The sequence below is a fragment of the Serratia sp. root2 genome (assembly GCF_031931805.1).
GTDB lineage: Bacteria > Pseudomonadota > Gammaproteobacteria > Enterobacterales > Enterobacteriaceae > Serratia > Serratia inhibens.
The window spans coordinates 1,349,459-1,373,051 of record NZ_JAUJXB010000001.1 but is presented as its reverse complement, the minus strand read 5'-3'; the positions used below and the strand labels follow the sequence as shown (position 1 = coordinate 1,373,051).

Here is a 23,593-nt window from a genome sequence, read left to right as displayed (position 1 = left end):
ATTTTTACCATGCAATGAACACCATTGATAGCAGTTAAACTCGGATATCTTTCATCCATAGGTTGCTTGCTATGCCACTGGTCACACAGACGTTTAATCATAAAGCCCTCATGCGGATAGCCATTGCAATGGCTTTTATCCAGTTCACTAATGCGCTGGAATATATGGTGTTCAACCCTGTATTTGCTTTTATGGCAGCAGATTTCGCAGTTCCCGTATCATTCTCAGGCTATGTGTCCGGTATGTACACATCTGGTGCAGTCCTCTCGGGAGTTATCGCCTTTTACTGGATTGGTCATTTCAATAAGAAACGTTTTTTAATCGCCAATATGGCACTATTAGGCCTACTGACACTTTTGACTACATTCACCTCCAGTTTTAGTCTTCTGCTTACCCTACGATTCTGTGCAGGGCTGGTTGGAGGGACGACAATGGGTGTGGGTATAAGCATATTGATAAACAACGCGCCGACTAACTTGCGCGGAAAAATGTTGGCGACGGTGATTGCGTCATTTTCGATGGTAAGCATTGCAGGAGTGCCCACTATATTATTTTTGTGCACAAATTATGGTTGGCATGTTGCTTTGTGGTTAATAAGTACACTTTGTTTGTTGGCATTGCCACTGATTGTATCCATCATCCCCCAAGACCCCGTCTCTTTCGACACGCTCCGCACGCAGTCTCTCGATGTGGATACTGTACTGTTCGCCTCCAGTAATGCGCTTGTACAGTTTAGTCCAATGCTGGTCATTCCTATTCTGGTACCACTAATGACCCAGCAATTGGGCGCTTCGCAAGACCTGTTGCCTTGGTTGTTCTTCGGTGGGGGTGTTACAGGTTACCTGTCTACAAAAATTACAGGCGCGTTAACCACCCGTTTTTCTGCTTTGATTCTGGCTACAGGTTCAACCATCGTCTTTATACTGAGTTTGCTAATACCCATCCTGGGTTATCAGCATGCAGCGTTATTTATTACTTTATTTCTCGGTGCATCTTACAGTCGTCTGGTTTCATCTTCAGCGGTTACGATTCAATTTCCTGATGACAGGCAACGAGCTGGATTCTCTTCATTACAAACATCAATAATGTATCTGATTACAACCGTCGCATTTTTCCTGTCCGCTTTTCTATTACCTAATCATGGCATGGCACCACAAAATGTGAATAAGTTGCTGGCGGTATGTGCAATTTCCTCATCGGGGTTCCCAATTGTCGTTATCATTCTGCAAAAGAAACTGGCTAAACGTTTTCATCTTTCAGCAATGTCATCCTAACCACTGTTTGTTTTCTAATCGTTTGATTTTACCAATATCACCGGGCCAGCAACGCATGTGTACGCAGTGAGATTTTATGGCCGCTGTGCGGCCAGCCTCAATGGAGGGAATTATTATCCTGCTTAAACGCTGTTGGCCGTTTTTTCGAGCGCAAGCTTTACTGCCTTCAATGTCCTTCTTCGGATCCAGCCGCTGCCCGCTCTGATCGCCAGCCAGTAGCCGGCCATTTTTAACCGCGTCGCTCTGTCAGGGCAGTGGATGAAGGTTTCCGTGCAGAGTGCATATTCATCGGGGGCGAGTTGTTGTACCTGATATCGCAGCAGCAGCTTTGCGCTACCCGGCCGTAGCGCGGCGCAATAGGCGTCGATATCCGGTACATCTTCAAGGCCGAAATCGGTTCGCCAGAATTGGCCTCTTAAGCCATAGCAAAGTTCGGTTGGCGAGTTTTCCAACAAAGTGAAACTCTGTAGCCCAAACGGACTACTGGCACTTTCAGATTTATGGCGTCGTAATTTTTGCGGCAGTTGCCGCACCGACATTAACGTTTTAATAATGACATCCTGCTGGATATCATAAGCAGCAATTGCCGGTAATATTTTTTCGGGGCAAGCCGTATTTATGACGGTGCGATGCCGCTCATAGAACTGAAACTGCGGCAGATATAGAGGGACATTTTGCCAGCCAGCGAGAGCATTCTTCGTGACAAATCCCAGTACCATCATGTTATTACTCCCTTAACTGCATCGATTGCCACAACGCATTCCATGGCTTAAAACATAAATACGCACGGCGGCCATTGTGAAACAAGGGTAAGGTTTTATCAATTTTTTGCTGCTGAATCGCCACAGGTTTTATAAACGCTTCTGGCTGCCCTTTGAATAGCATCGCTGACGTCGACCCGTCCCGTTACGATAAGTAACCATTGACCCAGTCTGAACGTTCTGGTCGGGGTGTGCGACAGGAGGGCGTTTGGGTTCTCACCGCAGTGTTCCCCCGAAGGTGAAAAGCCGCACGAGGCAGGTTCGATGAAGGGGCGGTGCACTGCCCGGCAGTAAATCCGCCCCTTTGTCTGGTTGTTAAACCCCGGCAACAGACTCGCGAACGAAGTCTGCATAAGTACGCAGCGGGTGCCCGATAAGGGTCTGGAGATGTTCTACGGTTCCTTCAGCGGCTTGCATGCCGAACGCCTGGATACCTGCCATCATCAGGCGCATGTCATAAGCCAGCCAGGTGGGACTGTATGAAGTGAGTTGGCCTTCGAAAGCCGCGAGGTCATCCCCCCCGTATAGGATCTCCCGACCCAGGGCAGAGCTCCATATTTTCGCCACGGACGCACCGGTCAGCGGTTGCGGCCCAATCAACTCCAGCGTTACACGCGCCTGCGCAGACGATGCTCTGTCGCGCCGCAGCAGCTCAGCCACGGCGACATCCGCGATATCGCGCGCATCAATCATTGAGACGCCTGCCGAGCCGATTGGCATCGGATATACCGAGTAGTTCTCAATCGTCTGTTGAACCATGCGGTCGTTTTGCATGAAGTAAGCCGGACGCAAAATGGTTGCAGGCATGTCGTGGCTTTCGATCATGCGTTCAACCGTGTGCTTGCCGGTAAAGTGCGGGACGTCAGTAAACTTGTCGGCATGAATCACCGACAGATAAACGATGCGCTCGATGCCCGCCTCGCGAGCGAGGTTCAGCGCGATCAGGGCTTGCGTAACCTCGTCGGGCGTAACCGCATTAATCAGAAACAGCGTACGTACCGAAGACAGCGCGGCGCGCATCGAGGCGACCTCGGTGAGATCTGCAACGACTTCAGTGACGCCGGCCGGGAACCTGCGCTTACCCGCCTGGCGGACAAGCGCTTTGACCTCGGCACCTGCGTCAGCCAGGCCCTGAGTGATGAGTGAACCAATAGTGCCCGTGGCACCAGTAACGAGAATGCTCATGTTTGAAACTCCTGCATGGGTATAGAGTTAACGAGAAAAGTCCGCAACGACTTTGCCGGTCCGTGAAACAGTACGATTGCGTTCGATCGCTCCGGGAATATCTGCGAAGCCCACGACGTCGCCAATTCTGGACTGAAGGGTGCCGCCGGCGACTTCTTTGGCCAGTTTTTCCAGCAATTCGGGATCGGGCTTATTCATAAACCAGAGCCCCCGGCGGTTTTCCGGCGTGCGGGTCAGAATGTCCGGCGACGACGTACCTATCACAACGCCGTCCTGAGCCAGTACCTGCCAGGAGCGGTCCAGCACTTCACCCCCGACGTAATCGAGCACCAGGTTTATGTCCCGGGCGACGTCCTCGAAACGTTGAGAGTGGTAGTCGATGACACAATCGGCGCCGAGGCTGCGCACAAAGTCCAGATCGGCCGTACCCGCAGTCGCGAAGACCTCGGCGCCGGCCCGTCTGGCGTATTGCACGGCATAGGCGCCCAGTCCACCGGCCGCGCCATGAATAAGGATCCGCTGGCCCTGATAGAGCGGGCCTGCGTGATGCAAGCTGTTCCAGGCTGAGACGGCGGCTACGGGGATGGCGGCAGCATGAACGTCGTCCAGACCCTCGGGTATCGGGGAGAGGCTTGCTTCATTGATTGCCAGGAACTCGGCGTACGCACCCAGTTCTGCCATTGCGGCCATGACGCGGTCGCCGACGCGAAAGCGAGAGGCATCGGGCCCGACAGCGTCGACAATTCCTGCCATCTCGGCACCCAGGATGAGGGGGAAGGGAAGCGGAAAGGCATTTCGCACCTGGCCTTCGCGAACTTTCCAGTCAATACCGTTCACGCCAGCGGCTTGAACCCGAACCCGAACCTGGCCTTGCCCCGGTGTCGGCTTTTCGACCTCTGCCACTTCCGCGGCATCGGCCCCGCCGTAGTTACGGATCAGTACCGCGCGTTGTATGTTGTTCATTGCAGTTCCTCGTATCAAGTTTTGATAGCGAAACAGTATTCCGTTGCAATTAAAAAACAAAGAGCATAAAAAATAGACACCTTGTTTCAAAAATGGAACACCATGAACCTGAACGCGCTGTCTGATTTTATACTCGTCGCAACGAATGAGGGGCTGGGGAAGGCAAGCCGTGCGAGCGGCATTTCCAAAGCCACGTTATCGCGACGGATCGCCGATCTTGAGGAGCAACTGGGGGTGAGGCTGATCGAGCGTAGCGCTCGCGGCTTAAAGCTCACCGACGCCGGCGAGATGCTGATGTCCCGAACCGAAGGTCTGCTGAGTGAGGTGACCGAGGCCATGACGGCGGTCGGTGACGGTGTTTCGACGCCTCGCGGACGTTTGCGTGTAGCCGCTCCGGTCCTGTTCTCCCAGCTTGCGATGGGGCGCATTGGCGCCGAGTTTTGTGCGGCCTACCCGGAAATTGAGATTGAAATCGTGGCGGAAGATCGCATGGTGGATCTCGTCGAGGAACAATTTGACGTCGCCATTCGCATCAACCCGAGTCCGGACAGCAATTTAGTCGGGCGGTGTTTCGCCAAAGACAGGCTGGTTGTCGTAGCCGCGCCTGGAATACTCAAGCCGGCGCCCGGTGCAATTAGACCCGTTCCCAGTATCGTAACGTCGAATTTCCAGTTTACCCACTGGAGTCTCGATGGAGGACAACTGGTCCTGGAGCCGATCCCAAAGCTGCGCTTCTCTTCGTTACTGATGGTCCGGGATGCGGCTATTGCCGGCGGTGGTGCTGCCCTCATTCCGCAGTCCATCGCATGGAACCAGCTTGCCCGTGGCGATTTGGTTCAATGGGGCACCGTGTCGGGCGCAGAGCGGACACTTTGGGTATTGCATACCTCCAGGCGGCTTGCTGCGCCAAAGGTTCGTGCATTCGTCGATTTCCTGTGCGCCAGATACCCGGACATGTCGCTGGTTCTGACGGGGTGACGTTACGATACTGATGAAATAGCGTGGACAGTAAATACAGGTATCGAACGCTTTGGTCATCTGGATAAATAAGGAAATTATGATGAAGAGAGAGACATTATTCAGTTACGCCCGGGAGCATTTTAAATCCGAGCCGGAATATCTCTGGAGCAAGCTGCCGGGTTATGCCGTACTTCGCCATCATGACGGAGCCAAATGGTTCGCTCTCGTGATGAATGTACCCGGTACAAAGCTGGGCCTGCAGACGGATGCTGTGTTGGATGTCCTCGAAGTGAAAGTCAGGCCGGAGTACATCGGCTCATTGCGTAAAAAAGACGGCATTTTGCCCGCTTACCATATGAACAAAGAGCACTGGGTCAGCGTGCTTCTTTCCGGGCCGCTAACGCCAAAGGAAATACATGAACTGCTTGCTGACAGCCATGAGCTGACCTCCTGACAATATCATTCAAAAAACAAGAATCGCGTGAGATTGCAGACATCAGCGATTGCTGAACGACAGCGTCGCGACAGGGCATCAGATGGGCTCGATGGCATGGCCACCGGCGCGGTGTAACCGGGATTGTCGCGCGGTGATCGCGGGTCTCTCTCGCGATCACCGCGCATTGTCGATGGCTTCTTGCCGGATGGAGCAGGTTCAGGCTTGCGGAATGACGATATCGGCGCTGATGCGTGCGCCGTCGGCATCAAAGACCAGGCATTGCCCGGCCTGGAATCCCGGTTGCAATTTTTGATAGGGCCGGAAATGCGCATCGCCGGGCAGCAGCATTTTGAAGCCGTCATGGCCGTGGCATTGGCCGAACAGATAGGTGTTGTTACCTAGCCGTTCGACCACTTCGCAGTGGAAATCAAGGCGTAACGGTGAATCGGAGTGGGTTGTCAGGTGCTCGGGGCGGATGCCGAGCGTAACCGGCTCGCCGGGAGCGACTTGCAGGGTGGAGAGGGTGAGAGCCAGGGTTTTGTCCGGGCCTATGGAGACGGTCAGGAGCTCCGGCGTCCAGCTCACCACGGTGGCCGGTAAAAAGTTCATCTTCGGCGAGCCGATAAATCCGGCGACGAACTTGTTGATAGGGTTGTAATACAGCGCCATCGGCGCGCCCATCTGTTCCACCTTGCCGTAATTCATGACCACAATCTTGTCGGCCAGCGTCATCGCTTCAACTTGATCGTGGGTGACATACACCATGGTGGTTTTCAGCTCCTGGTGCAGCTTGGCGATATGCAGGCGCATATCGACCCGCAGCTCGGCATCCAGGTTGGAAAGCGGTTCATCGAACATGAAGACTTTGGGATTACGTACGATGGCACGCCCGATGGCGGTACGTTGGCGCTGGCCACCGGAAAGCTGTTTGGGTTTTCTGTCGAGCAGGTGAGTAAGCTGCAGGGTTTTTGCCACCATCTCGATTTGATGGCGGATCTCTTCTTTTGGCGTTCCGTTCACCTTTAACCCATAACCCATGTTTTCGGCGACGGTCATGTGCGGGTAGAGCGCGTAGGACTGAAACACCATGGCGACGCCCCGGTGAGCGGGGGCCACATCGTTAACCCGTTCTTCGCCAATCAGAATATCTCCGTCGCTGATCTCCTCCAGGCCGGCAATCATGCGCAACAGCGTAGATTTACCGCAACCAGACGGCCCCACGAACACGGCGAATTCACCGCCCTTAATCTCAAGGTTGATATTGTGCAACGTCACCGTTTTACCAAAACGCTTGGTGACATTCCTCAGTCTTATGCTGGACATCTTGTGGATCCTCGGAAGTTATCAATCGGCAAACCCTGTCAGGGCGTCTTCTGGCCGTTATCTTTGTGGTTATGTAATACGTATAACAATTATTTTCTCATCGTCATAACGGCCAGAAAGTCTTGAAAAGACTATAACTGCGCTGGATTTCAAGCCATATCACCGGTTTTCATTTCTGCAATAACGATCACACAATGATGATAATTGTATAGAGTTGGCGCGGTTCTCAGCGTAGCGTATAACAAGCCGAGGCAATGACGGGATTATGGCATTAAGTGTTGTAATACCGAACATTGTGACAGGCCTGAAGCATCTAATCCCAAAGTGATAAAACAAAAATGTAATACCTTCACATGAGGTGGGTAATGAAAACCAAAACAATCACTGCTCTGGTACTGGCCACATTGGCGGCCAGTCAATATTCCGGTTTCGCCCTCGGGGCTGCAGGCCAACAGCTTACCGTCTGGGAAGACATCAAGAAGTCCGACGGCATCAAGGATGCCATCGCCGATTTCGAAAAACAGAACAACGTAAAGGTTAACGTGTTGGAAATGCCGTTCGCGCAGCAGATTGAAAAGCTGCGGTTGGACGGCCCGGCCGGTATCGGCCCCGATGTGCTGGTGATCCCTAACGATCAGGTGGGTGCGGCGGTGGTGCAAGGTTTGTTATCGCCGATAAAGCTGGATCAGGCCACAGCCGACACGTTCACCAAGCCGTCCATCGGCGCGTTCACCATGAATCAAACGCTGTATGGCGTGCCGAAGGCGGTAGAAACGCTGGTGCTGATTTACAACAAGGATCTGCTGCCGCAGCCGCCGGCTAATCTGGATGCCTACTACGACTTCTCCAAACAGCAGCGTGCGGCGGGTAAATACGGCCTGCTGGCCAAGTTTGACCAGATTTATTACAGCCGCGGCGCGATCGCCGGCATGGGCGGTTATATTTTCGGCAACGACGGCAAAGGCGGGCTGAATCCGCTGGATATCGGCCTGAACACCCCCGGCGCCGTTGAAGCCGTGACCTACCTGAAAAAATTCTACGCCGATGGCCTGTTCCCGGCGGGCATCATCGGTGATGGCGGGTTGAACGCCATCGATTCCCTGTTTACCGAGAAGAAAGCCGCAGCGGTGATCAACGGCCCGTGGGCCTTCCAGCCTTATGCCGACGCGGGCATCAACTATGGTGTAGCGCCGCTGCCCACCTTGCCGAACGGCAAACCGATGAACTCTTTCCTGGGCGTGAAAGGCTATGTGGTCTCCACCTGGAGCAAGGATAAGGCGTTGGCGCAGAAGTTCATCGAGTTTATCAATCAGCCGGCCTACGTGAAAACGCGCTATCAGGTGACCAAAGAGATCCCTCCGCTGGTGGCGATGATTGACGATCCGCTCATCAAGAACGACGAAAGGGCCAGTGCGGTAGCCATTCAGGCCAGTCACGCGACCGCCATGCCGGGCATTCCGGAAATGCAGGAAGTCTGGGGGCCGGCCAACGCGGCGCTGGAACTGAGCATGACCGGCAAACAGCCGCCAAAAGCGGCGCTGGACGATGCGGTCAAACAAATCAAAATGCAAATCGAAGCGATGCAGGCCAGCAACCAGTAACCGAGCAACGGGAGGTCTCCTCCCGTTTTCAAGAAGGAGCAGTGTGTGATTGTCACTCCAAGTGAAAAGTTGTCCGCCGACCGCGGCCGATACAGCCATTCCGTGGGGGCGCTGATATTGGCGCTGATCCCCGGGTTTGGTCAGTTCTATCATCGCCAATGGGCGAAAGGGCTGATCTTTCTGGTGCTGCTCAGCAGCTTTGTCGGGGTGACCTGGCAGTTCCTCACCGAAGGGCTGTGGGGGCTGTATACGCTCGGCAGTGAAGTGCCACGCGATAACTCCATTTTCCTGTTGGCGGAGGGGATCCTCAGCGTACTGGTGATTGGCTTTGGCCTGGCGATTTACGGCCTGTCGATACGTGACGCCTGGGTGAACGGCAGAAAGCGCGATGCCGGTATGGCGCTGAACAGCGTGCGCAAGCAATACCAGATGCTGCTGAGCGAAGGCTTTCCTTATCTGATGATCACGCCGGGGTTTATCCTGTTGGTGTTCGTGGTGATCTTCCCCATTCTATTTGGCTTCTCTATCGCCTTTACCAACTACAACCTGTATCACACGCCGCCGGCCAAGCTGGTTGATTGGGTCGGGTTCAAGAACTTTATCAATATCTTCACCCTGTCGATCTGGCGCTCCACCTTCTTTGACGTGCTGCAATGGACCGTGGTCTGGACGCTGTTGGCCACCACACTGCAATGTACGGTAGGGGTGATGTTGGCGATCCTGGTCAATCAGAAGGATTTACGCTTCAAACCGCTGATCCGCACCATTTTCATTTTGCCTTGGGCGGTGCCGGGTTTTGTCACCATTTTGGTGTTCGCCGGCATGTTCAACGACTCGTTCGGGGTGATCAACAATGCCATTCTGGCGTTTTTCGGCATCGCGCCGAAAGCCTGGATGACCGATCCGTTCTGGACCAAAACAGCGCTGATCCTGATGCAGACCTGGCTGGGCTTCCCGTTTGTGTTCGCCATGACCACCGGCGTGCTGCAGGCGATCCCGGATGACCTGTACGAAGCCGCGACCATGGACGGAGCGAGCACCTGGACCAAGCTGCGCACCATCACGTTACCGCTGGTGCTTTACTCGATTGCGCCGATCATCATCACGCAATACACCTTCAATTTTAACAATTTCAATATCATCTACCTGTTCAATAACGGCGGCCCGGCGGTGGCCGGCTCCAACGCAGGGGGCACGGATATTCTGGTGTCCTGGATCTACAAGCTGACGATGTCGTCTTCGCAATACGCCATCGCCGCCACCATCACCATTCTGTTGTCGATTTTCGTGGTAGGCATCGCGCTGTGGCAGTTCCGCGCCACCCATTCGTTCAAGAACGATGACGCGGCCTAAGGGGATAGCAATGTCAAAGAGCATCAAGAAAGAGAAGTGGGTGCGTTTATCGCTGTCCTGGCTGGTGATTATTCTGGTGTCCGTCATCATCATCTACCCGCTGGTGTGGACCGTCGGCGCGTCGCTCAATGCCGGCAACAGCCTGCTGAGTAGCTCCATCATCCCGGAAAATCTGTCGTTTCAGCACTATGCCGACTTGTTCAACGGCAAGGTCAATTACCTGACCTGGTATTGGAACTCGATGAAAATCAGCTTCCTGACCATGGTGCTGACGTTGATTAGCGTCAGTTTTACCGCCTATTCGTTTTCACGCTTTCGCTTCAAGGGGCGGCAGAACGGCCTGATGTTGTTCCTGCTGTTGCAGATGATCCCGCAGTTCTCCGCGCTGATTGCCATTTTTGTGCTGTCGCAGCTGCTGGGGCTGATCAACAACCATATGGCGCTGGTGTTGATCTACGTGGCGGGGATGATCCCGATGAACACCTATCTGATGAAGGGCTATCTGGATGCGATTCCGAAGGATTTGGACGAGTCCGCCCGGATGGACGGCGCCGGCAACTTCCGGATTTTCATCGAGATCATCATGCCGCTCTCCAAGCCTATTATCGCCGTGGTAGCGCTGTTCTCGTTTACCGGCCCATTGGGGGATTTCATTCTCTCCAGCACCATTTTGCGTACTCCGGACCAATATACGCTGCCTATCGGCCTGTATAACCTGGTGTCGCAAAAGATGGGCGCCAGCTACACCACCTACGCGGCGGGAGCGGTGTTAATCGCGCTGCCGGTCGCCATCTTATACCTGGCCCTGCAAAAGTACTTTGTTTCCGGCCTGACCTCTGGCAGCACAAAAGGATAATGCGATGAAAACATTCAAACCGGCTTTATTAAGCCTGTGTCTGGCGGCCGGGCTGCTGTCCGCCACGGCGTTTGCGGCGGACACCATCATCATTAAACCGCTGAACAATGTTCCGGCCGGCTTTATCAAGGGCGTGGATATTTCTACCCTGGCGGATGTGGAGCAGCACGGCGGCAAGTTCTACGACCAGAACAATGTTCAACAGGATCCGTTGGTCATTCTCAAACATAACGGCGTGAACTATGTGCGCCTGCGCCTGTGGGTCGATCCGCAGGACGGCGCCGGCCAACCTTATGGCGCCGGCAACAATAATCTCGCCACCACGCTGGCGCTGGCCAAGCGCGTCAAGGCGCAAGGCATGAAGCTGCTGCTGGATTTCCATTACAGCGACTTTTGGACCGATCCCGGCAAGCAGTTCAAGCCTAAAGCCTGGGACAAAATGAGTTATGACCAACTGAAAACGACGATCCATGACTATACCCGCGACACCATCGCCAGCTTCAAGCAGCAGGGCGTGTTACCGGATATGGTGCAGATCGGCAACGAGATTAATGGCGGCATATTATGGCCGGAAGGAAAAAGCTGGGGCCAGGGCGGCGGGGAGTTTGATCGCCTGGCCGGGTTGCTGAACGCAGCGATCGCCGGGCTGCGGGAAAACCTCGATTCGCCTTCACAGGTGAAAATCATGCTGCATTTGGCCGAGGGCACCAAGAATGACACCTTCCGTTGGTGGTTTGACGAGATAACCCGGCGCAATGTGCCGTTCGATGTCATAGGTTTGTCGATGTACACCTATTGGGACGGCCCTATCTCGAAGCTGCAAACCAATATGGACGACATCAGCAAGCGGTATAACAAAGACGTGATTGTGGTTGAGGCCGCTTACGGTTATGGGCTGGAAAATTGCGACGATACCGACAACAGCTTCTCCGCCAAAGAAGCGCAGGATGGGGGATATCCTGGCACTGTTCAGGGGCAGGCCGATTTTATTCGCGATCTGATGCAGAGCATTATTAACGTGCCGGATAACCGTGGCAAAGGCGTGTTTTATTGGGAACCAACCTGGATCGCCGTGCCGGGCGCCGGTTGGGCTACGCCGGCCGGGATGAAATATATCGGTGAATCCGGCAAGGATGGTAACGCGCGAGAAAATCAGGCGCTGTTTGATTGCCGGGGTAAAGTGTTGCCTTCATTAAAGTCATTTAATTAATTGCGCCGTCCGTAATAAAGAATTTCAGTAATTATTTTCTAAGGAATCATGATGAATAAATTTCCTCCTTTGAGTGCAAAGGTGCCTGGCCTATTGCATGGAGCAGACTACAACCCGGAGCAATGGACTCATTATCCGGGCATGGTGGAGCAAGATGTAGAGCTGATGAAGCAGGCTAACTGCAATATTATGTCGGTGGGAATATTCAGCTGGTCGAAGCTTGAACCTGAAGAAGGGAAATATCAATTCGCCTGGTTGGACGAGGTGTTGAATAAGTTATATGAGCAGGGTATTCACGTATTTTTGGCTACGCCAAGCGGCGCGCGCCCGGCGTGGTTGTCGCAGAAATACCCGGAGGTGCTGCGCGTGGGGCGCAATCGGGTACCGGCGTTGCACGGCGGCCGACACAACCATTGCCTGTCATCCCCGGTGTATCGCCGCAAGGTGAATGAGATCAACCGGGAGTTGGCGCAGCGCTATGCGCACCATCCGGCGGTGATCGGCTGGCATATTTCCAATGAGTACAGCGGCGAGTGTCATTGCAGCCGTTGCCAGAGCGATTTCCGCGATTGGTTGCAGCAGCGTTATCAGACGCTGGATCAGTTGAACGAGGCCTGGTGGAGCGATTTCTGGAGCCACACCTACAGCGACTGGTCGCAGATTGAATCGCCTGCGCCGCAGGGTGAGGTGTCTATTCACGGCCTGAACCTGGACTGGCGGCGTTTTTGCAGCACTCAGGCCACCGATTTCTGTGCGCAGGAAATTGCGCCGCTGAAGGCGGCCAATCCAGACTTGCCGGCCACCACCAACTTTATGGAATATTTCTACGATTACGATTACTGGCAGATGTCGAAAGTCATCGATTTCATCTCCTGGGACAGTTACCCGATGTGGCATAACCGGCAGGACGAAACCGGTCTGGCCTGCTATACCGCGATGTTCCATGACCTGATGCGCAGCCTGAAACAGGGCAAGCCGTTTGTCTTGATGGAATCGACGCCGAGCGTCACCAACTGGCAGCCGATCAGCAAGCTGAAGAAGCCGGGCATGCATATTCTCTCCTCACTGCAGGCGGTCGCGCACGGTGCGGATTCGGTGCAGTATTTCCAGTGGCGCAAAAGCCGCGGCTCGGTGGAGAAATTCCACGGCGCGGTGATTGACCACTCAGGGCGGCTGGATACCCGCGTCGGCAAGGAGGTGAGCGAACTGGGCCGGTTGCTGGCCGCCATGGCACCGGTCGCCGGTAGCCGGGTCGAGGCGCGGGTGGCGATTATCTTCGATTGGGAAAGCCGCTGGGCGATGGACGATGCGCAGGGGCCGCGCAACGCCGGGCTGTATTATGAACAGACGGTGGTGGAGCATTATCGGCCGTTCTGGGAGCAGGGGATCGCGGTGGATATCATCAACGCCGATTGCGATCTTTCAGGCTATAAGCTGGTGATTGCGCCGATGCTGTATATGGTGCGCGAAGGCTTTGCCGCGCGGGCGGAAGCCTTTGTCCGGCAGGGCGGCCAGTTTGTCGCCAGCTACTGGAGCGGCATCGTCAATGAAAGCGATTTGTGCCATCTGGGCGGTTTCCCGGGGCCACTGCGGCCGTTACTGGGCATCTGGGCAGAGGAGATCGACAGCCTGACGGACGAAGAGAACAACAGCATTCGCGGTGTGCCGGGCAACGAGCTGGGTTTGCAGGGCAGCTATCAGGCGCGCCACCTGTGCGAACTGATCAATCTGGAAGGCGCCACCGCACAGGCGGTCTACGGCGGTGATTTCTATGCCGGCCGCCCGGCGTTGACGGTCAACCGCTTTGGCGACGGCAAGGCGTGGTACGTCGCATCGCGCAACGATGCCTCTTTCCAGCGCGATTTCTTTATGGCGATAGCGCAGGAGCTGGCGTTGCCGCGCGCGCTGGACACACTATTGCCGCCGGGCGTGACCGCACAGCGGCGCACCGACGGGGAGTCCGAGTTTATTATCGTGCAAAACTACAGCGACAAGGCAAAAGCCGTGGAGCTGCCGGCGGTGTATGTCGATATGTCGGATGCGGATACCTTGCATGGCGAAATGGCTCTGGCGCCCTGGGGCTGCCGCATATTGACCCGCAAGTTGGTATAATTTCTTCCCCTTGCGCCCGTTCAGTCGAACGGGCGTTTTTTTACGCCTGTATCTTATGAGGAAATAACCATGGTCAGTTTGAAAGCCTTTACGCATTATTTCTCGCACCCGAAATCGCCGGTGGAAGATAATAGCGTCGAGATGTCTTTTTTAGAAACGCTGATGCGGCATCTGGGCGGCCGAGAAAATATTCGGCATGTCGATGCCTGTATTACCCGCTTGCGCGTGACGGTGGCGGATTTAGCCAAAGTCGATACGGAAGGCTTGCAGCAGTCGGGTGCTTTGGGGGTGATTATCATTGGTCAGGAGGTTCACGCGATATTCGGCAAGCAGTCTGATAATTTGCGTAAATTACTGGCTGAGCGTTTCTCGGTTAATCATCAGGAATAAAAAATAATTGGTAACCACCCTTGGGTGGTTACCAATGGACGACAGCAACCGGAGAGCATCGTCAAAGACACAGGAGATAATGATGAGAGAAAATTAAGGTACTGCCAATAAATCAAGAGCCGTTATTTACCCCGAGGCATGCCTGTTACCACCAGGCTTCAACCTGCACGCCAAAGTTCCAGGTATTGCTGGCGGTGCCGTCCTTGAATGAATTACCTTGCTCTGAATCATTGAGATAAGAAGCATATACGCGCAATTCTGGGCGGGACATGAATTCCGGCCCATCCGCCAACCCCAGCGCCAGCGTGTACTTCTCGCCGCCTTGCTTGTAGTGGCTGCCGTCTTTGTGGTCGTCTTTCTGGTAGAAAGCGCCGGCTTCGCCAATGCCGCGCACGTACTGCGTGAACTGGTACTGCGCCCGGCCTACCAGAGAGATCAGGTTGCTTTTGTCGATCGCATCGCTGAGGTCGTTGGCTGAACCCCAGGTCAACACGTGGTTGAGGGAGAACTTATCGGTAATCGGGATCAGCCCGGTATTGATCACCCTATAACCGGTGGCATCGCGGGTGTTGTTCCAGACGTCATACCAACCGCCGCCCTGGGACACCATGTTCTGCGCCAGACCTTTGGTGGCGTACTGCAGCACCATTTTGTTATAGCCGCCCAGCATATCCTGGCTGATCTCGCCGGTCAGCATCACGCCGTTTTCGGCGTCGTACAGGCCGCCGTACTCTTTTTGCTTGTTGGTCGGGTTCGGCATCGCATAGTCGATACCGAACTCGGTCCAGGCACCGGTCCACGGCTTCCAGCCGGCATAGCGCAGGTCGATATAGTTGATGTTGAGGTCGTTATCGTTGTCGACGCGGTAATCCACATCGTTGCCGTCACCGCGGATCCAGGCTACGGAGATGGCGCCCGGCCCGAAGGAGAGGTTTTCCACGCCGGCACCGGCGCCGGATATGTTCCAGTATTTGGTATCGATGATATGCAGGTCATGGCGCTGATAGTAGCGCTTGCCGCCCCAAATCACCGCGTTCGGGTCGCCCGGGATCAGCCCCTTGATTTGCAGGTTAAGCTGACGCAACCCGAATTCGGCGTCATCCCCCAGCGTGGTTTCACTGTCGTTTGAGCCGTCCGATACCATGCTGACCATAGTGTCGAGATAGAAGCTGACGTCGTTCTTTTTGTAGACTTCGCTGCCCAGTTCGATTTCACCGTAGGTATCGGATTCGTTGCCCAGGCGGCCAATTTTGTTTTTCTGCCATTCTTCCAATCCACCATCCTGAGATACGCCGACCCCGGAACGCAGGTAGCCATGGAAATCGATCCCTGGGGTCTCGACGGCAAAGGCGACCGGTGAGGAAAGCGCCATCGCCAAAGCGACAGACAATGTGCGTAGTCTTGTTTTCATGTATGCCTCATTATGTTTTTTGTATTACGTTCACATCCACGCAGCAATAGAATGGCTAATCATGACAACAAACAATCGCATTGTTGATTTATTGTGATTTAGTGCAAATAAAACAGCAGCATTTGTAACGGTTAGTGAGGGAGATCACTAAGGTTAGGCATGTGAACGAATAACTTTTTTGGAAATTTTATGGATGTGATCGGGGTAACTATGCGGTGAGGGGGGCGCCTGTTACAATCAGTCCAGAGCAATCACAGGGAACGGATTATGAAGTCTAAAAGCACCACGTTAGAGGATGTTGCCCGTCATGCCGGCGTGTCTTACCAGACGGTTTCACGGGTATTGAACAAGTCAGCCAATGTCTCTGAGGCCACGCGTCGCAAGGTCGAGCAATCCATTGAATTGCTCAGGTACGTGCCCAATCGCCTGGCGCAGCAGTTGGTGGGCAAACAGAGCCGAACGGTGGGGTTGGTCACGATTTCCCTGGCTCTGCATGCCCCTTCGCAGGTGGCGGCGGCGGTAAAACGTTACGCCAATGCGGAAGGTTATCAGGTGCTGATTTCAATGATTGATGAGAACGTCAATCATGGCATACAGGACTCGATCAACGATCTCAAATCGCAGCGGGTAGAAAAAGTCATCATCAACGTACCGCTGGAGACAACGGTGGCGGAAAAAATCGCTGCGGACAACGATGACATTACCTGCCTGTTCCTCGACGTTGACCCTTACAGTTCCGTGTTTAACGTGTCTTTCAACCCGGCGGACGGCACCCGCGCCAGCGTCAAGTATCTATACGAACTGGGGCACCGCGACTTTGCCTTGCTGGCTGGGCCGCAATACTCCATTTCGGCCAATTTGCGGCTAAAGAACTGGCAGGAGGCGCTGCAGGATTATGGCCTGACGCCGGTCACGGTGCTGCACGGCAACTGGGACGCGCAAAGTGGTTACGCCGGTGCATTGCAGATGCTGCGTGAGACCCCGCATTTCTCGGCGGTACTGGTGGGGAATGATCAAATGGCGCTCGGGCTGCTAAGCGCCTTCCATCAGAACCAACTGCCGATACCGGGGCAAAAGTCGGTCATTGGCTATGACGATGCTTATGAAAGCGCCTTCTTCTACCCGGCGCTGACCACCGTCTCGCTGGATCTGGATTTACAGGGCAAGGAAGCGGTCAGGAAGGTGCTCAACACCAGCGAGGGCGAGCCGTCGCGTGCGTCATCGATTCTGTCGGCAAAGCTGGTGATCCGTAATTCCACCGGGCCGCGCGAGCATAATGACAAGGACTTGAAGCAGATTGCCGAACAGCTGCGCCTGCTGGCGCAACGCCTGGAGCAGTGATCGCGGCCAGGCGTTGTTCTGCATCGGTATTATCAGGCTCTGGTATTTGCGTCCCAAACCGCCAGCAATGACGTTACCGAACTATCGATCACCGCATGACTGACGCCGTCGCGCGCCAACGTCGAAACGCCCAGCAGGAAGCTGTCAAACAACGTGGCGATGGCGGCAGCGTCGGTATCCTTGGCCAGTTCGCCGCCGGCAATGCCTCTTTTGATGCAGTGAATAAAACCGTTCAGCGTACGCCGGCGCGAATCGGCAAGCGGTTTCAGGACCGCAGAATGCTCCTCCGCAGCGCCCGACATTACGCCCAACGCAACCATGCATCCCTTGGGATGTTGATCTTCACACTGCATCTTCACCGAGCGGCGCAGGGAGGTTTCAATCGCCTCTCTGGGGGGCAGAGAGTCATCCCAGAGCGCATCATTGACCCGCCCATAGCTGTTGAGATAGCAGGCAACCGCTTCTCTGAACAGCGCCTCTTTCGAACCAAAGGCGGCATAAAAACTGGGTGCGGTAATGCCGCCGCCAATCTGCGCTTTAAGCTGAGCCAGAGACGTGGCCTCATACCCGTACTGCCAAAACAGATGCAATGCCTGCTGAACGGCCTCGTCGCGGTCGAACCGGCGAGGGCGACCCATTTGCGCCATGACTGACTCCACGTTTGTAAGTTATATACCGACCAGTATAAATCTTGTTGACACTCAGATGATAGCCCCTTAGCATAATTATACCACTCGATACATAAGTCAGTTCTAGTGACGTACTGACCGAAATGCACCCTGGCAAAAGAGTGCATTTCGCTGTCGCCTATATTTATACCGATCGATATATAAATGGATAAACCATGAGCCAAACAACTACCTATTGCCGAGATGCCAGGGCGATCCACGAGGAGGCACAGCGTTTGCCTATTGCCGCGCTGCTGGCATTAGCCATGACGGGATTTATTTGCATTGCTACCGAAACGCTCCCCGCCGGTTTGCTGGCCCAGATCGCACCCGGCCTGCAGGTGTCGTCTTCGCTTGCCGGACAGATGATCACCGCCTACGCGCTGGGTTCGGTACTGGCTGCCATTCCGTTGACGCTCGCCACTCAGCGTTGGCGGCGACGTAACGTTTTGCTGCTGACTATTGCGGGGTTTTTTCTCTTTAACTCGATCACTGCCATGTCGGGCAGCTTTGCGGTGACGCTGACCGCGCGCTTTTTTGCCGGCGCGGCGGCAGGGTTGGCCTGGAGCCTGCTTGCCGGTTATGCGCGCCGGATGGTGGCATCTCATCTTCAGGGCAAGGCGATGGCGGTGGCAATGGTAGGCGCACCGGTAGCGCTGTCGTTGGGTGTGCCGCTCGGGACCTGGCTGGGGTCGGTGGTCGGTTGGCGGGCCGCCTTTGGCGTTATGTCGCTGCTGTCGTTGGCGTTAATCGTTTGGGTGCTGGCAAAGGTGCCGGATTATCCGGGGCTGACGGGGGAAAAACGGATGCCGCTGTACAAGGTGTTGATGATCCCTGGCGTCAGATCGGTGTTGGGTGTGGTGCTGTTGTGGATGTTCGCTCATAACATTCTCTATACCTACGTTGCGCCCTTTGTTACGCCGGCCGGGCTTGGCGACCGGGTTGATGCGGTGTTGCTTATTTTCGGGTTGGCGTCGCTGGCGGGGATCTGGATAACCGGTCGGGTGGTTGATCGCCACCTGAGAACTGCGGTGCTGACCAGCCTCGCGCTCTTTGCCGCCACCAGTGTGCTGTTGGGCGTGGCACTCCAGAATGCGGGGGGGATCTATGTTGGCATGGTGTTATGGGGGCTGAGTTTCGGCGGTGCGGCGACGCTATTGCAGACCGCACTGGCGGATGCCGCCGGTGAAGGTGCGGATACGGCGCTGGCCATGAACGTAGTCACCTGGAACAGCGCCATTGCGGGCGGCGGCATTTTCGGCGGGATTTTGCTTGATCGGTATGGCCCGGCGTCTTTCCCTTGGGCCGCGCTGGCGCTGTTGTTGGCCGCACTGGCTGTCGCGGCCGTGGCTAAACGGCACGGGTTTTCTGCGGGGAAACGTCAGGGCTGAATCCGGAGGTTTCAGATGGCGCATTCCGTGCGCCATCCGGCTTCAACTCGGGTCAGGTGTTATCCACCCGGGGATTGGAACGGGTCGGTTGGCTGGGGTATTCCACCTGATGCTTGTGCAGATAGTCCCGTATCAGTTGCCGGATCACCTGAGAAGGGGTGACGTCCTGTTGCAGACACAGCTCTTCAAGGGCTTTTTTCTTATCCGGATCGATGAGTATCGTCAGTCGCGCCGTTTTCTTTTCCATGAGGATTCCTCCAGAGGATGATAATCAAATGATAATAACATACTGGCTAATCGGCTATTTAATTCACCGCCTTAGCTAAAATGCAGCCGTTCGATTTTGCGCGACAGAAAACCCAAATCACAGCCAAAGGTCGGGCCGACGGCGGCGGAAAGGCGGCGCAGCAGGCTGAGCGGCGTCTCAAGATGGCCCGGCGTAGCGTAAATAATGACATTGCCGCTGGGTGCCACGCAGTAAAGAACGGTTTTAAACGCGCAGTGCAAACTGTGATACAGCAGCGTGCCTTCATCGGGGACTTCGTGATAGTTCAGCACCAGCCAGCCGTGAGGCGAAAGGCGACCGGCGCATTGTTCCAGAAAAGTCCGCGTACCCTGCTGCGGGTCCATCGCGAAGGCGCTGTAGAGATCGGAAAATATCAGATCATAATGCCGCGTGGCGGGAGCCTGCAAAAAATCGGCGGCATCGGCGGTGTGCAAGATGACCGTTTCGTCAGCGGGCAGGGTGAAATAACGGCGGGCTACAGACACCACCGCCGGGCGCAGTTCCACCACTTCCAGCAGCATGCCGGGATCATAGGCATGCAATGCCCGCACCAGGCTGCCGCCGCCCAGACCGAGGATCAACGCCGCCGAAGGGGGCTGCCAGGCCACCGCCATCAGCATGGTTTTGATGTAGTTGTGAACCGGCACCTGCGGCGCACTGATGCACATTTTACTCTGCTCGCAAATGCCGTCGAAACGGAGGGTGCGATAGTCTTTGTGGTCAGAAACAATAATTTCGCCGCAGTGGTCTTCCTCCCGAGCGATCACCTGCCCACGGGGAGAAAAATCAATACTATTTAGCAACTTATCAACAATAGACATGGTAGCTTCGCTTTGGCTCCTTGAGAAAACGGGGGGCTTATTTACGGGCGCACATAAATTCGGCAGTGCAAATGCGGCGACCATTGACCGTGGCCAGCCCGGAAAAACGGGCAATGCCGGACCGTTGCCGGACAAAGGCGACGTCCATGCGCAACTGGTCGCCGGGCTGGGCCGAGCGGTAGAAACGGGCGCGTTGAATGGCCGCAAAGTAATAATGCTCGCCTTGCGACAGCGGGCCGAGAAAGTAGTGGGCCAGCAGACCGGTGCTTTGCGCCAGCGCTTCCACCATCAAGATACCGGGGAAAACGGTAGTCTGGTGATGGCCGGTCCAAAAAGTCGGCTCATTGGCGGTAATGTTTTTGATGGCGCTTAAACGCCCATCAGTAATCGACGTGCCGGCGGGCAGAATGCGGTCGACCAGCAGACAGGGGAACCGGTGCGGCAGGATAGATTGAACATCCTGGTACTGTAGTGGATTACCATTCAGCGGCATGATTGATTTTGGATCCTGTCAGCGGAACGAAGCTCGGCCAGCGGTGGCTTATGCGCCCGGCGGGAATGTAATGACATTATAATGTCATTATCATTAGATGCACTAAATGAAAATGAGCATGCCAGCACATTAGGGATGACTGGTGACGGTGTCACTAAAGAATAAAATCGAAAATACAAGTCAATGTGTTGATTAACAGGTTTTTTAGCAGGGAGGGGATGCGGTTAGCCGCCCAGGCTATGGGCGACTAACGAGGGGATCATTTTTTGTAACGCGTCAGCTTATCGAGATAACCCATCACAAAGGCGGAAAGCACAAAGGTGAGGTGGATGATCACATACCACATCAGCTTATTGTCCGGCACGTTCTTGGCATCCATAAACACCCGCAACAGGTGAATGGACGAAATGGCGACAATCGAGGCTGCCACCTTGTTCTTCAGTGAGGTGGCGTCCATTTGGCCCAGCCAGCTCAGTTTTTCTTTGTCGTCGCTGATATCCAGTTGCGAAACAAAGTTCTCATAACCGGAGAACATCACCATCACCAGCAGACCGCCCACCAGCGCCATGTCGATCAACGACAACAGCGTCAGCACCAGATCTGCTTCGGCCATGGAGAAAATGTTCGGCAGAACATGGAGTATCTCCTGGAAGAATTTTATCGACAGCGCCAGCAAGGCCAGCGACAGGCCAAAGTAAACCGGTGCAAGCAGCCAACGAGAGGCGTACATGGCATTTTCTAGAAAGCGTTCCATAGTCATCTGAGTTCGTTACAAAAAGTGGCCCATAGTATAGCGCAAGAGGCCTGGCAAAAGGCAAGCGAGCAGGGCGAGGTGAAGGGCAAATTTCATCCAGATTATAGGCGCTCGGGACAGGGAGTTAATTCCAATTCAATATCCGGCGATTTTGTAGTTGTTTACTCCGCCATAATTTATTTTATCAATATATATTGAGCTATCGGGAAATCGTACTACGATTTAAATGCTGAAATATAGGAGGGGAGCAATCTTTTATATCGTAAGCGAATTATATATAACGGAAATGAATTAACCTACTGGAGATGGATATGGAAAATTCCCTGAATGGAAAAACAAGCGGTTGGGACAGTGTTAATGATTTACTGAATTACCATAATAGAGGTAATGGTTTAACCCTCAATAATAAGCCTTCTTTCGGTGTGGAAGAGGCCGGCAAGCAAATAGCGCGCAGTGAACAAACCTGGAATGGCGTTCATGTCACCGGCAAAGGCGCTACCGTCACTTATTCCTTTCCTGATTGGGATTATAATCAGAGTAATTTAAATGCCCGTTTCGGTTCTCCAGATACCGGTCTTAGCGCCTTTACTGCCGAACAGCAGGCGCAAGCCAAGCTTTCTTTGCAATCCTGGGCGGATGTCGCAAACCTGACTTTTGTTGAGGTCGGCCCAGAGCAAAAGTCCAACATTACCTTTGGCAATTATGAGGGTAATACTCAGGCTTATGCGATTAAGCCTTACACCGGTGCCGGTAACGACTACCGTGGGCATAATACCGACGGTCAAAGCTGGTTCAACATCAATTACGATTACGCGGATCCCCGAGATGGTGTTTACGCCAACTTGCACCCCGAACTGGGTAACTACGGCCGTTTGAGCATCACTCACGAAATTGGGCATACGCTGGGGCTGGATCACCCGGGTGTTTACAATGCCGGCCAGAATCCCAGTTATGAGAAAGGGACCTATGCCGAAGATACCCGTCAGTTTAGCGTGATGAGTTATTGGGATGAAGCTGTGACCGGCGGCGATAACGGTGGCCATTTTGCCGCAGCGCCGCTGGTTGACGATATCGCCGCCATTCAGTATCTCTATGGTGCCAATACCACCACGCGCACCGGGGATACGGTGTATGGGTTCAATTCCAATACCGGCCGGGATTTTTACAGCGCTCAAGACAGCAGCCAGAAACTGATTTTCTCCGTCTGGGATGCGGGTGGCAACGACACGCTTGATTTCTCGGGATATACACAGAACCAACGCATTAACCTGACGGAAGGCTCCTACTCCGACGTCGGTGGATTGAAGGCCAACGTTTCCATCGCCCTGGGCGCAACCATTGAAAATGCCATTGGCGGTTCAGGCAATGATGTGATTGTCGGCAATAACGCTGCCAATATTATCAAGGGCGGTGCCGGTAACGACGTTATCTACGGCGGCGGTGGGCAAGATCAACTCTCAGGCGGCAGCGGAAAGGATATTTTCGTTTTCGCCGCGGTAAGTGATTCGCCATTCAAATCCCCTGACAAGATCCTGGACTTTGAAACCGGCATCGACAAAATTGATCTGTCCTTCTTTAACCACGGCGATAAAGGCAACGACTTTATTCATTTTGTCGAGAACCTCAGCGGCCAGGCGGGAGAGGCATTGTTGTCTTACGACGCGCAAACGCATTTGAGTGAGTTAGCCCTGAATATCAACGGCAATGCCGGGCCGGACTTCCTGGTGCAAATCGTCGGACAGGCGAATGCCGCCACGGACTTTATCGTTTAAGCATGCATGCGGTGGGTGATGCCCACCGTTCTCTTATGGCTTTATTCGCCCCCCTTCATGACAATCCTTTCGCACACTGATTGCCTGAACCGCTTTGTAAGGATTTCGTAAGCGGTCAGGAAATATTTCATCAATGCATATAATAGGGTTTTAATGATATTGCTTATGATAAGCATTATCATTAACATGTATTTTATTAAGTCTACGCAGAAAGACCCTTCTTATAAAACTG

Annotated in this window: 22 protein-coding genes; 12 read left to right on the top strand and 10 right to left on the bottom strand. The window is 54.3% G+C overall.

Annotated features, from left to right (window positions below; translation table 11 throughout):
* The first annotated feature begins 71 nt into the window (after positions 1 to 71).
* A complete protein-coding gene (locus QZQ97_RS06110) occupies positions 72 to 1,274 on the top strand; it encodes an MFS transporter (RefSeq protein WP_311992702.1) in 1,203 nt (400 codons plus the stop codon).
* Between the two features lie 122 nt (positions 1,275 to 1,396).
* Here QZQ97_RS06110 and QZQ97_RS06105 read toward each other — a convergent pair whose 3' ends face one another.
* The 3 genes from QZQ97_RS06105 to QZQ97_RS06095 form a co-directional block, all read right to left on the bottom strand.
* Positions 1,397 to 1,993 (bottom strand): hypothetical protein, encoded by a 597-nt coding sequence (locus tag QZQ97_RS06105; RefSeq protein WP_311993882.1) that lies wholly within the window; start codon positions 1,991 to 1,993, stop codon positions 1,397 to 1,399.
* A 357-nt stretch (positions 1,994 to 2,350) separates the two neighbouring features.
* Entirely contained in the window at positions 2,351 to 3,220 is an 870-nt protein-coding gene (locus QZQ97_RS06100; RefSeq protein ID WP_311992701.1) for an NmrA/HSCARG family protein, read from the bottom strand.
* 27 nt (positions 3,221 to 3,247) lie between these two features.
* On the bottom strand, positions 3,248 to 4,183 hold the full coding sequence (locus QZQ97_RS06095; RefSeq protein ID WP_311992700.1) for an NADP-dependent oxidoreductase: 936 nt from the start codon (positions 4,181 to 4,183) through the stop codon (positions 3,248 to 3,250).
* 102 nt (positions 4,184 to 4,285) lie between these two features.
* On the opposite strand from QZQ97_RS06095, the gene QZQ97_RS06090 reads away from it, so the two are divergent.
* Both QZQ97_RS06090 and QZQ97_RS06085 read left to right on the top strand, forming a co-directional pair.
* A complete protein-coding gene (locus tag QZQ97_RS06090) occupies positions 4,286 to 5,161 on the top strand; it encodes a LysR family transcriptional regulator (protein WP_311992699.1) in 876 nt (291 codons plus the stop codon).
* A gap of 82 nt (positions 5,162 to 5,243) precedes the next feature.
* Positions 5,244 to 5,597: an MmcQ/YjbR family DNA-binding protein gene (locus QZQ97_RS06085; RefSeq protein ID WP_311993881.1), complete on the top strand. Its 354-nt coding sequence runs from the start codon at positions 5,244 to 5,246 to the stop codon at positions 5,595 to 5,597.
* 198 nt (positions 5,598 to 5,795) lie between these two features.
* Here the strand turns inward: QZQ97_RS06085 and QZQ97_RS06080 are convergent, their stop codons facing one another.
* Positions 5,796 to 6,902 (bottom strand): ABC transporter ATP-binding protein, encoded by a 1,107-nt coding sequence (locus tag QZQ97_RS06080; RefSeq protein ID WP_311992698.1) that lies wholly within the window; start codon positions 6,900 to 6,902, stop codon positions 5,796 to 5,798.
* A 365-nt stretch (positions 6,903 to 7,267) separates the two neighbouring features.
* Between QZQ97_RS06080 and QZQ97_RS06075 the strand changes: the two genes are divergently transcribed.
* The 6 genes from QZQ97_RS06075 (at position 7,268) to QZQ97_RS06050 (ending at position 14,424) form a co-directional block, all read left to right on the top strand.
* On the top strand, positions 7,268 to 8,503 hold the full coding sequence (locus QZQ97_RS06075) for an extracellular solute-binding protein (protein WP_311992697.1): 1,236 nt from the start codon (positions 7,268 to 7,270) through the stop codon (positions 8,501 to 8,503).
* A gap of 45 nt (positions 8,504 to 8,548) precedes the next feature.
* Entirely contained in the window at positions 8,549 to 9,856 is a 1,308-nt protein-coding gene (locus tag QZQ97_RS06070) for a carbohydrate ABC transporter permease (RefSeq protein WP_442995104.1), read from the top strand.
* A gap of 4 nt (positions 9,857 to 9,860) precedes the next feature.
* Complete coding sequence (locus tag QZQ97_RS06065; protein ID WP_311993879.1) at positions 9,861 to 10,712, top strand: sugar ABC transporter permease; 852 nt, start codon at positions 9,861 to 9,863, stop codon at positions 10,710 to 10,712.
* A gap of 4 nt (positions 10,713 to 10,716) precedes the next feature.
* Entirely contained in the window at positions 10,717 to 11,922 is a 1,206-nt protein-coding gene (locus QZQ97_RS06060) for a glycoside hydrolase family 53 protein (protein ID WP_311992696.1), read from the top strand.
* A 51-nt stretch (positions 11,923 to 11,973) separates the two neighbouring features.
* Positions 11,974 to 14,034: a beta-galactosidase gene (locus tag QZQ97_RS06055; protein WP_311993878.1), complete on the top strand. Its 2,061-nt coding sequence runs from the start codon at positions 11,974 to 11,976 to the stop codon at positions 14,032 to 14,034.
* Between the two features lie 69 nt (positions 14,035 to 14,103).
* Positions 14,104 to 14,424 (top strand): PTS transporter subunit EIIB, encoded by a 321-nt coding sequence (locus tag QZQ97_RS06050; protein WP_311992695.1) that lies wholly within the window; start codon positions 14,104 to 14,106, stop codon positions 14,422 to 14,424.
* 145 nt (positions 14,425 to 14,569) lie between these two features.
* Here the strand turns inward: QZQ97_RS06050 and QZQ97_RS06045 are convergent, their stop codons facing one another.
* Positions 14,570 to 15,835 carry a maltoporin gene (locus QZQ97_RS06045; protein ID WP_311992694.1) on the bottom strand — a complete coding sequence of 422 codons (1,266 nt, stop codon included), beginning with the start codon at positions 15,833 to 15,835 and terminating at the stop codon, positions 14,570 to 14,572.
* A 267-nt stretch (positions 15,836 to 16,102) separates the two neighbouring features.
* Here QZQ97_RS06045 and QZQ97_RS06040 point away from each other — a divergent pair, with 267 nt between their 5' ends.
* The gene (locus QZQ97_RS06040) at positions 16,103 to 17,176 is read left to right on the top strand and encodes a LacI family DNA-binding transcriptional regulator (RefSeq protein WP_311992693.1); all 1,074 of its coding nucleotides are present in this window, start codon (positions 16,103 to 16,105) and stop codon (positions 17,174 to 17,176) included.
* A 32-nt stretch (positions 17,177 to 17,208) separates the two neighbouring features.
* Here QZQ97_RS06040 and QZQ97_RS06035 read toward each other — a convergent pair whose 3' ends face one another.
* Positions 17,209 to 17,823, bottom strand: coding sequence for a TetR/AcrR family transcriptional regulator (locus QZQ97_RS06035; protein WP_311992692.1), 615 nt, complete (start codon positions 17,821 to 17,823; stop codon positions 17,209 to 17,211).
* Positions 17,824 to 18,020: 197 nt separating this feature from the next.
* Here QZQ97_RS06035 and QZQ97_RS06030 point away from each other — a divergent pair, with 197 nt between their 5' ends.
* Positions 18,021 to 19,235, top strand: coding sequence for an MFS transporter (locus QZQ97_RS06030; RefSeq protein WP_311992691.1), 1,215 nt, complete (start codon positions 18,021 to 18,023; stop codon positions 19,233 to 19,235).
* Positions 19,236 to 19,287: 52 nt separating this feature from the next.
* Here the strand turns inward: QZQ97_RS06030 and QZQ97_RS06025 are convergent, their stop codons facing one another.
* The 4 genes from QZQ97_RS06025 to QZQ97_RS06010 form a co-directional block, all read right to left on the bottom strand.
* Positions 19,288 to 19,482, bottom strand: coding sequence for a ribbon-helix-helix protein, CopG family (locus tag QZQ97_RS06025; RefSeq protein ID WP_006318355.1), 195 nt, complete (start codon positions 19,480 to 19,482; stop codon positions 19,288 to 19,290).
* 71 nt (positions 19,483 to 19,553) lie between these two features.
* Complete coding sequence (locus QZQ97_RS06020; RefSeq protein ID WP_311992690.1) at positions 19,554 to 20,342, bottom strand: spermidine synthase; 789 nt, start codon at positions 20,340 to 20,342, stop codon at positions 19,554 to 19,556.
* A 37-nt stretch (positions 20,343 to 20,379) separates the two neighbouring features.
* On the bottom strand, positions 20,380 to 20,835 hold the full coding sequence (gene fabZ / locus QZQ97_RS06015) for a 3-hydroxyacyl-ACP dehydratase FabZ (RefSeq protein ID WP_311992689.1): 456 nt from the start codon (positions 20,833 to 20,835) through the stop codon (positions 20,380 to 20,382).
* Between the two features lie 259 nt (positions 20,836 to 21,094).
* On the bottom strand, positions 21,095 to 21,589 hold the full coding sequence (locus QZQ97_RS06010; protein WP_311993877.1) for a TIGR00645 family protein: 495 nt from the start codon (positions 21,587 to 21,589) through the stop codon (positions 21,095 to 21,097).
* Between the two features lie 311 nt (positions 21,590 to 21,900).
* Here QZQ97_RS06010 and QZQ97_RS06005 point away from each other — a divergent pair, with 311 nt between their 5' ends.
* Positions 21,901 to 23,361 carry a serralysin family metalloprotease gene (locus tag QZQ97_RS06005; RefSeq protein WP_311992688.1) on the top strand — a complete coding sequence of 487 codons (1,461 nt, stop codon included), beginning with the start codon at positions 21,901 to 21,903 and terminating at the stop codon, positions 23,359 to 23,361.
* The last annotated feature ends 232 nt before the right edge of the window (positions 23,362 to 23,593 follow it).

Bases quoted from the DNA above. Each gene is read 5' to 3' on its own strand.
- QZQ97_RS06090 (WP_311992699.1), top strand. From the start codon at position 4,286: ATGAACCTGAACGCGCTGTCTGATTTTATACTCGTCGCAACGAATGAG.
- QZQ97_RS06020 (WP_311992690.1), bottom strand. From the start codon at position 20,342: ATGTCTATTGTTGATAAGTTGCTAAATAGTATTGATTTTTCTCCCCGT.
- QZQ97_RS06060 (WP_311992696.1), top strand. From the start codon at position 10,717: ATGAAAACATTCAAACCGGCTTTATTAAGCCTGTGTCTGGCGGCCGGG.
- QZQ97_RS06025 (WP_006318355.1), bottom strand. From the start codon at position 19,482: ATGGAAAAGAAAACGGCGCGACTGACGATACTCATCGATCCGGATAAG.
- QZQ97_RS06005 (WP_311992688.1), top strand. From the start codon at position 21,901: ATGGAAAATTCCCTGAATGGAAAAACAAGCGGTTGGGACAGTGTTAAT.
- QZQ97_RS06100 (WP_311992701.1), bottom strand. From the start codon at position 3,220: ATGAGCATTCTCGTTACTGGTGCCACGGGCACTATTGGTTCACTCATC.
- QZQ97_RS06050 (WP_311992695.1), top strand. From the start codon at position 14,104: ATGGTCAGTTTGAAAGCCTTTACGCATTATTTCTCGCACCCGAAATCG.
- QZQ97_RS06085 (WP_311993881.1), top strand. From the start codon at position 5,244: ATGAAGAGAGAGACATTATTCAGTTACGCCCGGGAGCATTTTAAATCC.
- fabZ (WP_311992689.1), bottom strand. From the start codon at position 20,835: ATGCCGCTGAATGGTAATCCACTACAGTACCAGGATGTTCAATCTATC.
- QZQ97_RS06030 (WP_311992691.1), top strand. From the start codon at position 18,021: ATGAGCCAAACAACTACCTATTGCCGAGATGCCAGGGCGATCCACGAG.
- QZQ97_RS06045 (WP_311992694.1), bottom strand. From the start codon at position 15,835: ATGAAAACAAGACTACGCACATTGTCTGTCGCTTTGGCGATGGCGCTT.
- QZQ97_RS06055 (WP_311993878.1), top strand. From the start codon at position 11,974: ATGAATAAATTTCCTCCTTTGAGTGCAAAGGTGCCTGGCCTATTGCAT.
- QZQ97_RS06080 (WP_311992698.1), bottom strand. From the start codon at position 6,902: ATGTCCAGCATAAGACTGAGGAATGTCACCAAGCGTTTTGGTAAAACG.
- QZQ97_RS06035 (WP_311992692.1), bottom strand. From the start codon at position 17,823: ATGGCGCAAATGGGTCGCCCTCGCCGGTTCGACCGCGACGAGGCCGTT.
- QZQ97_RS06095 (WP_311992700.1), bottom strand. From the start codon at position 4,183: ATGAACAACATACAACGCGCGGTACTGATCCGTAACTACGGCGGGGCC.
- QZQ97_RS06075 (WP_311992697.1), top strand. From the start codon at position 7,268: ATGAAAACCAAAACAATCACTGCTCTGGTACTGGCCACATTGGCGGCC.
- QZQ97_RS06040 (WP_311992693.1), top strand. From the start codon at position 16,103: ATGAAGTCTAAAAGCACCACGTTAGAGGATGTTGCCCGTCATGCCGGC.
- QZQ97_RS06110 (WP_311992702.1), top strand. From the start codon at position 72: ATGCCACTGGTCACACAGACGTTTAATCATAAAGCCCTCATGCGGATA.
- QZQ97_RS06010 (WP_311993877.1), bottom strand. From the start codon at position 21,589: ATGGAACGCTTTCTAGAAAATGCCATGTACGCCTCTCGTTGGCTGCTT.
- QZQ97_RS06105 (WP_311993882.1), bottom strand. From the start codon at position 1,993: ATGGTACTGGGATTTGTCACGAAGAATGCTCTCGCTGGCTGGCAAAAT.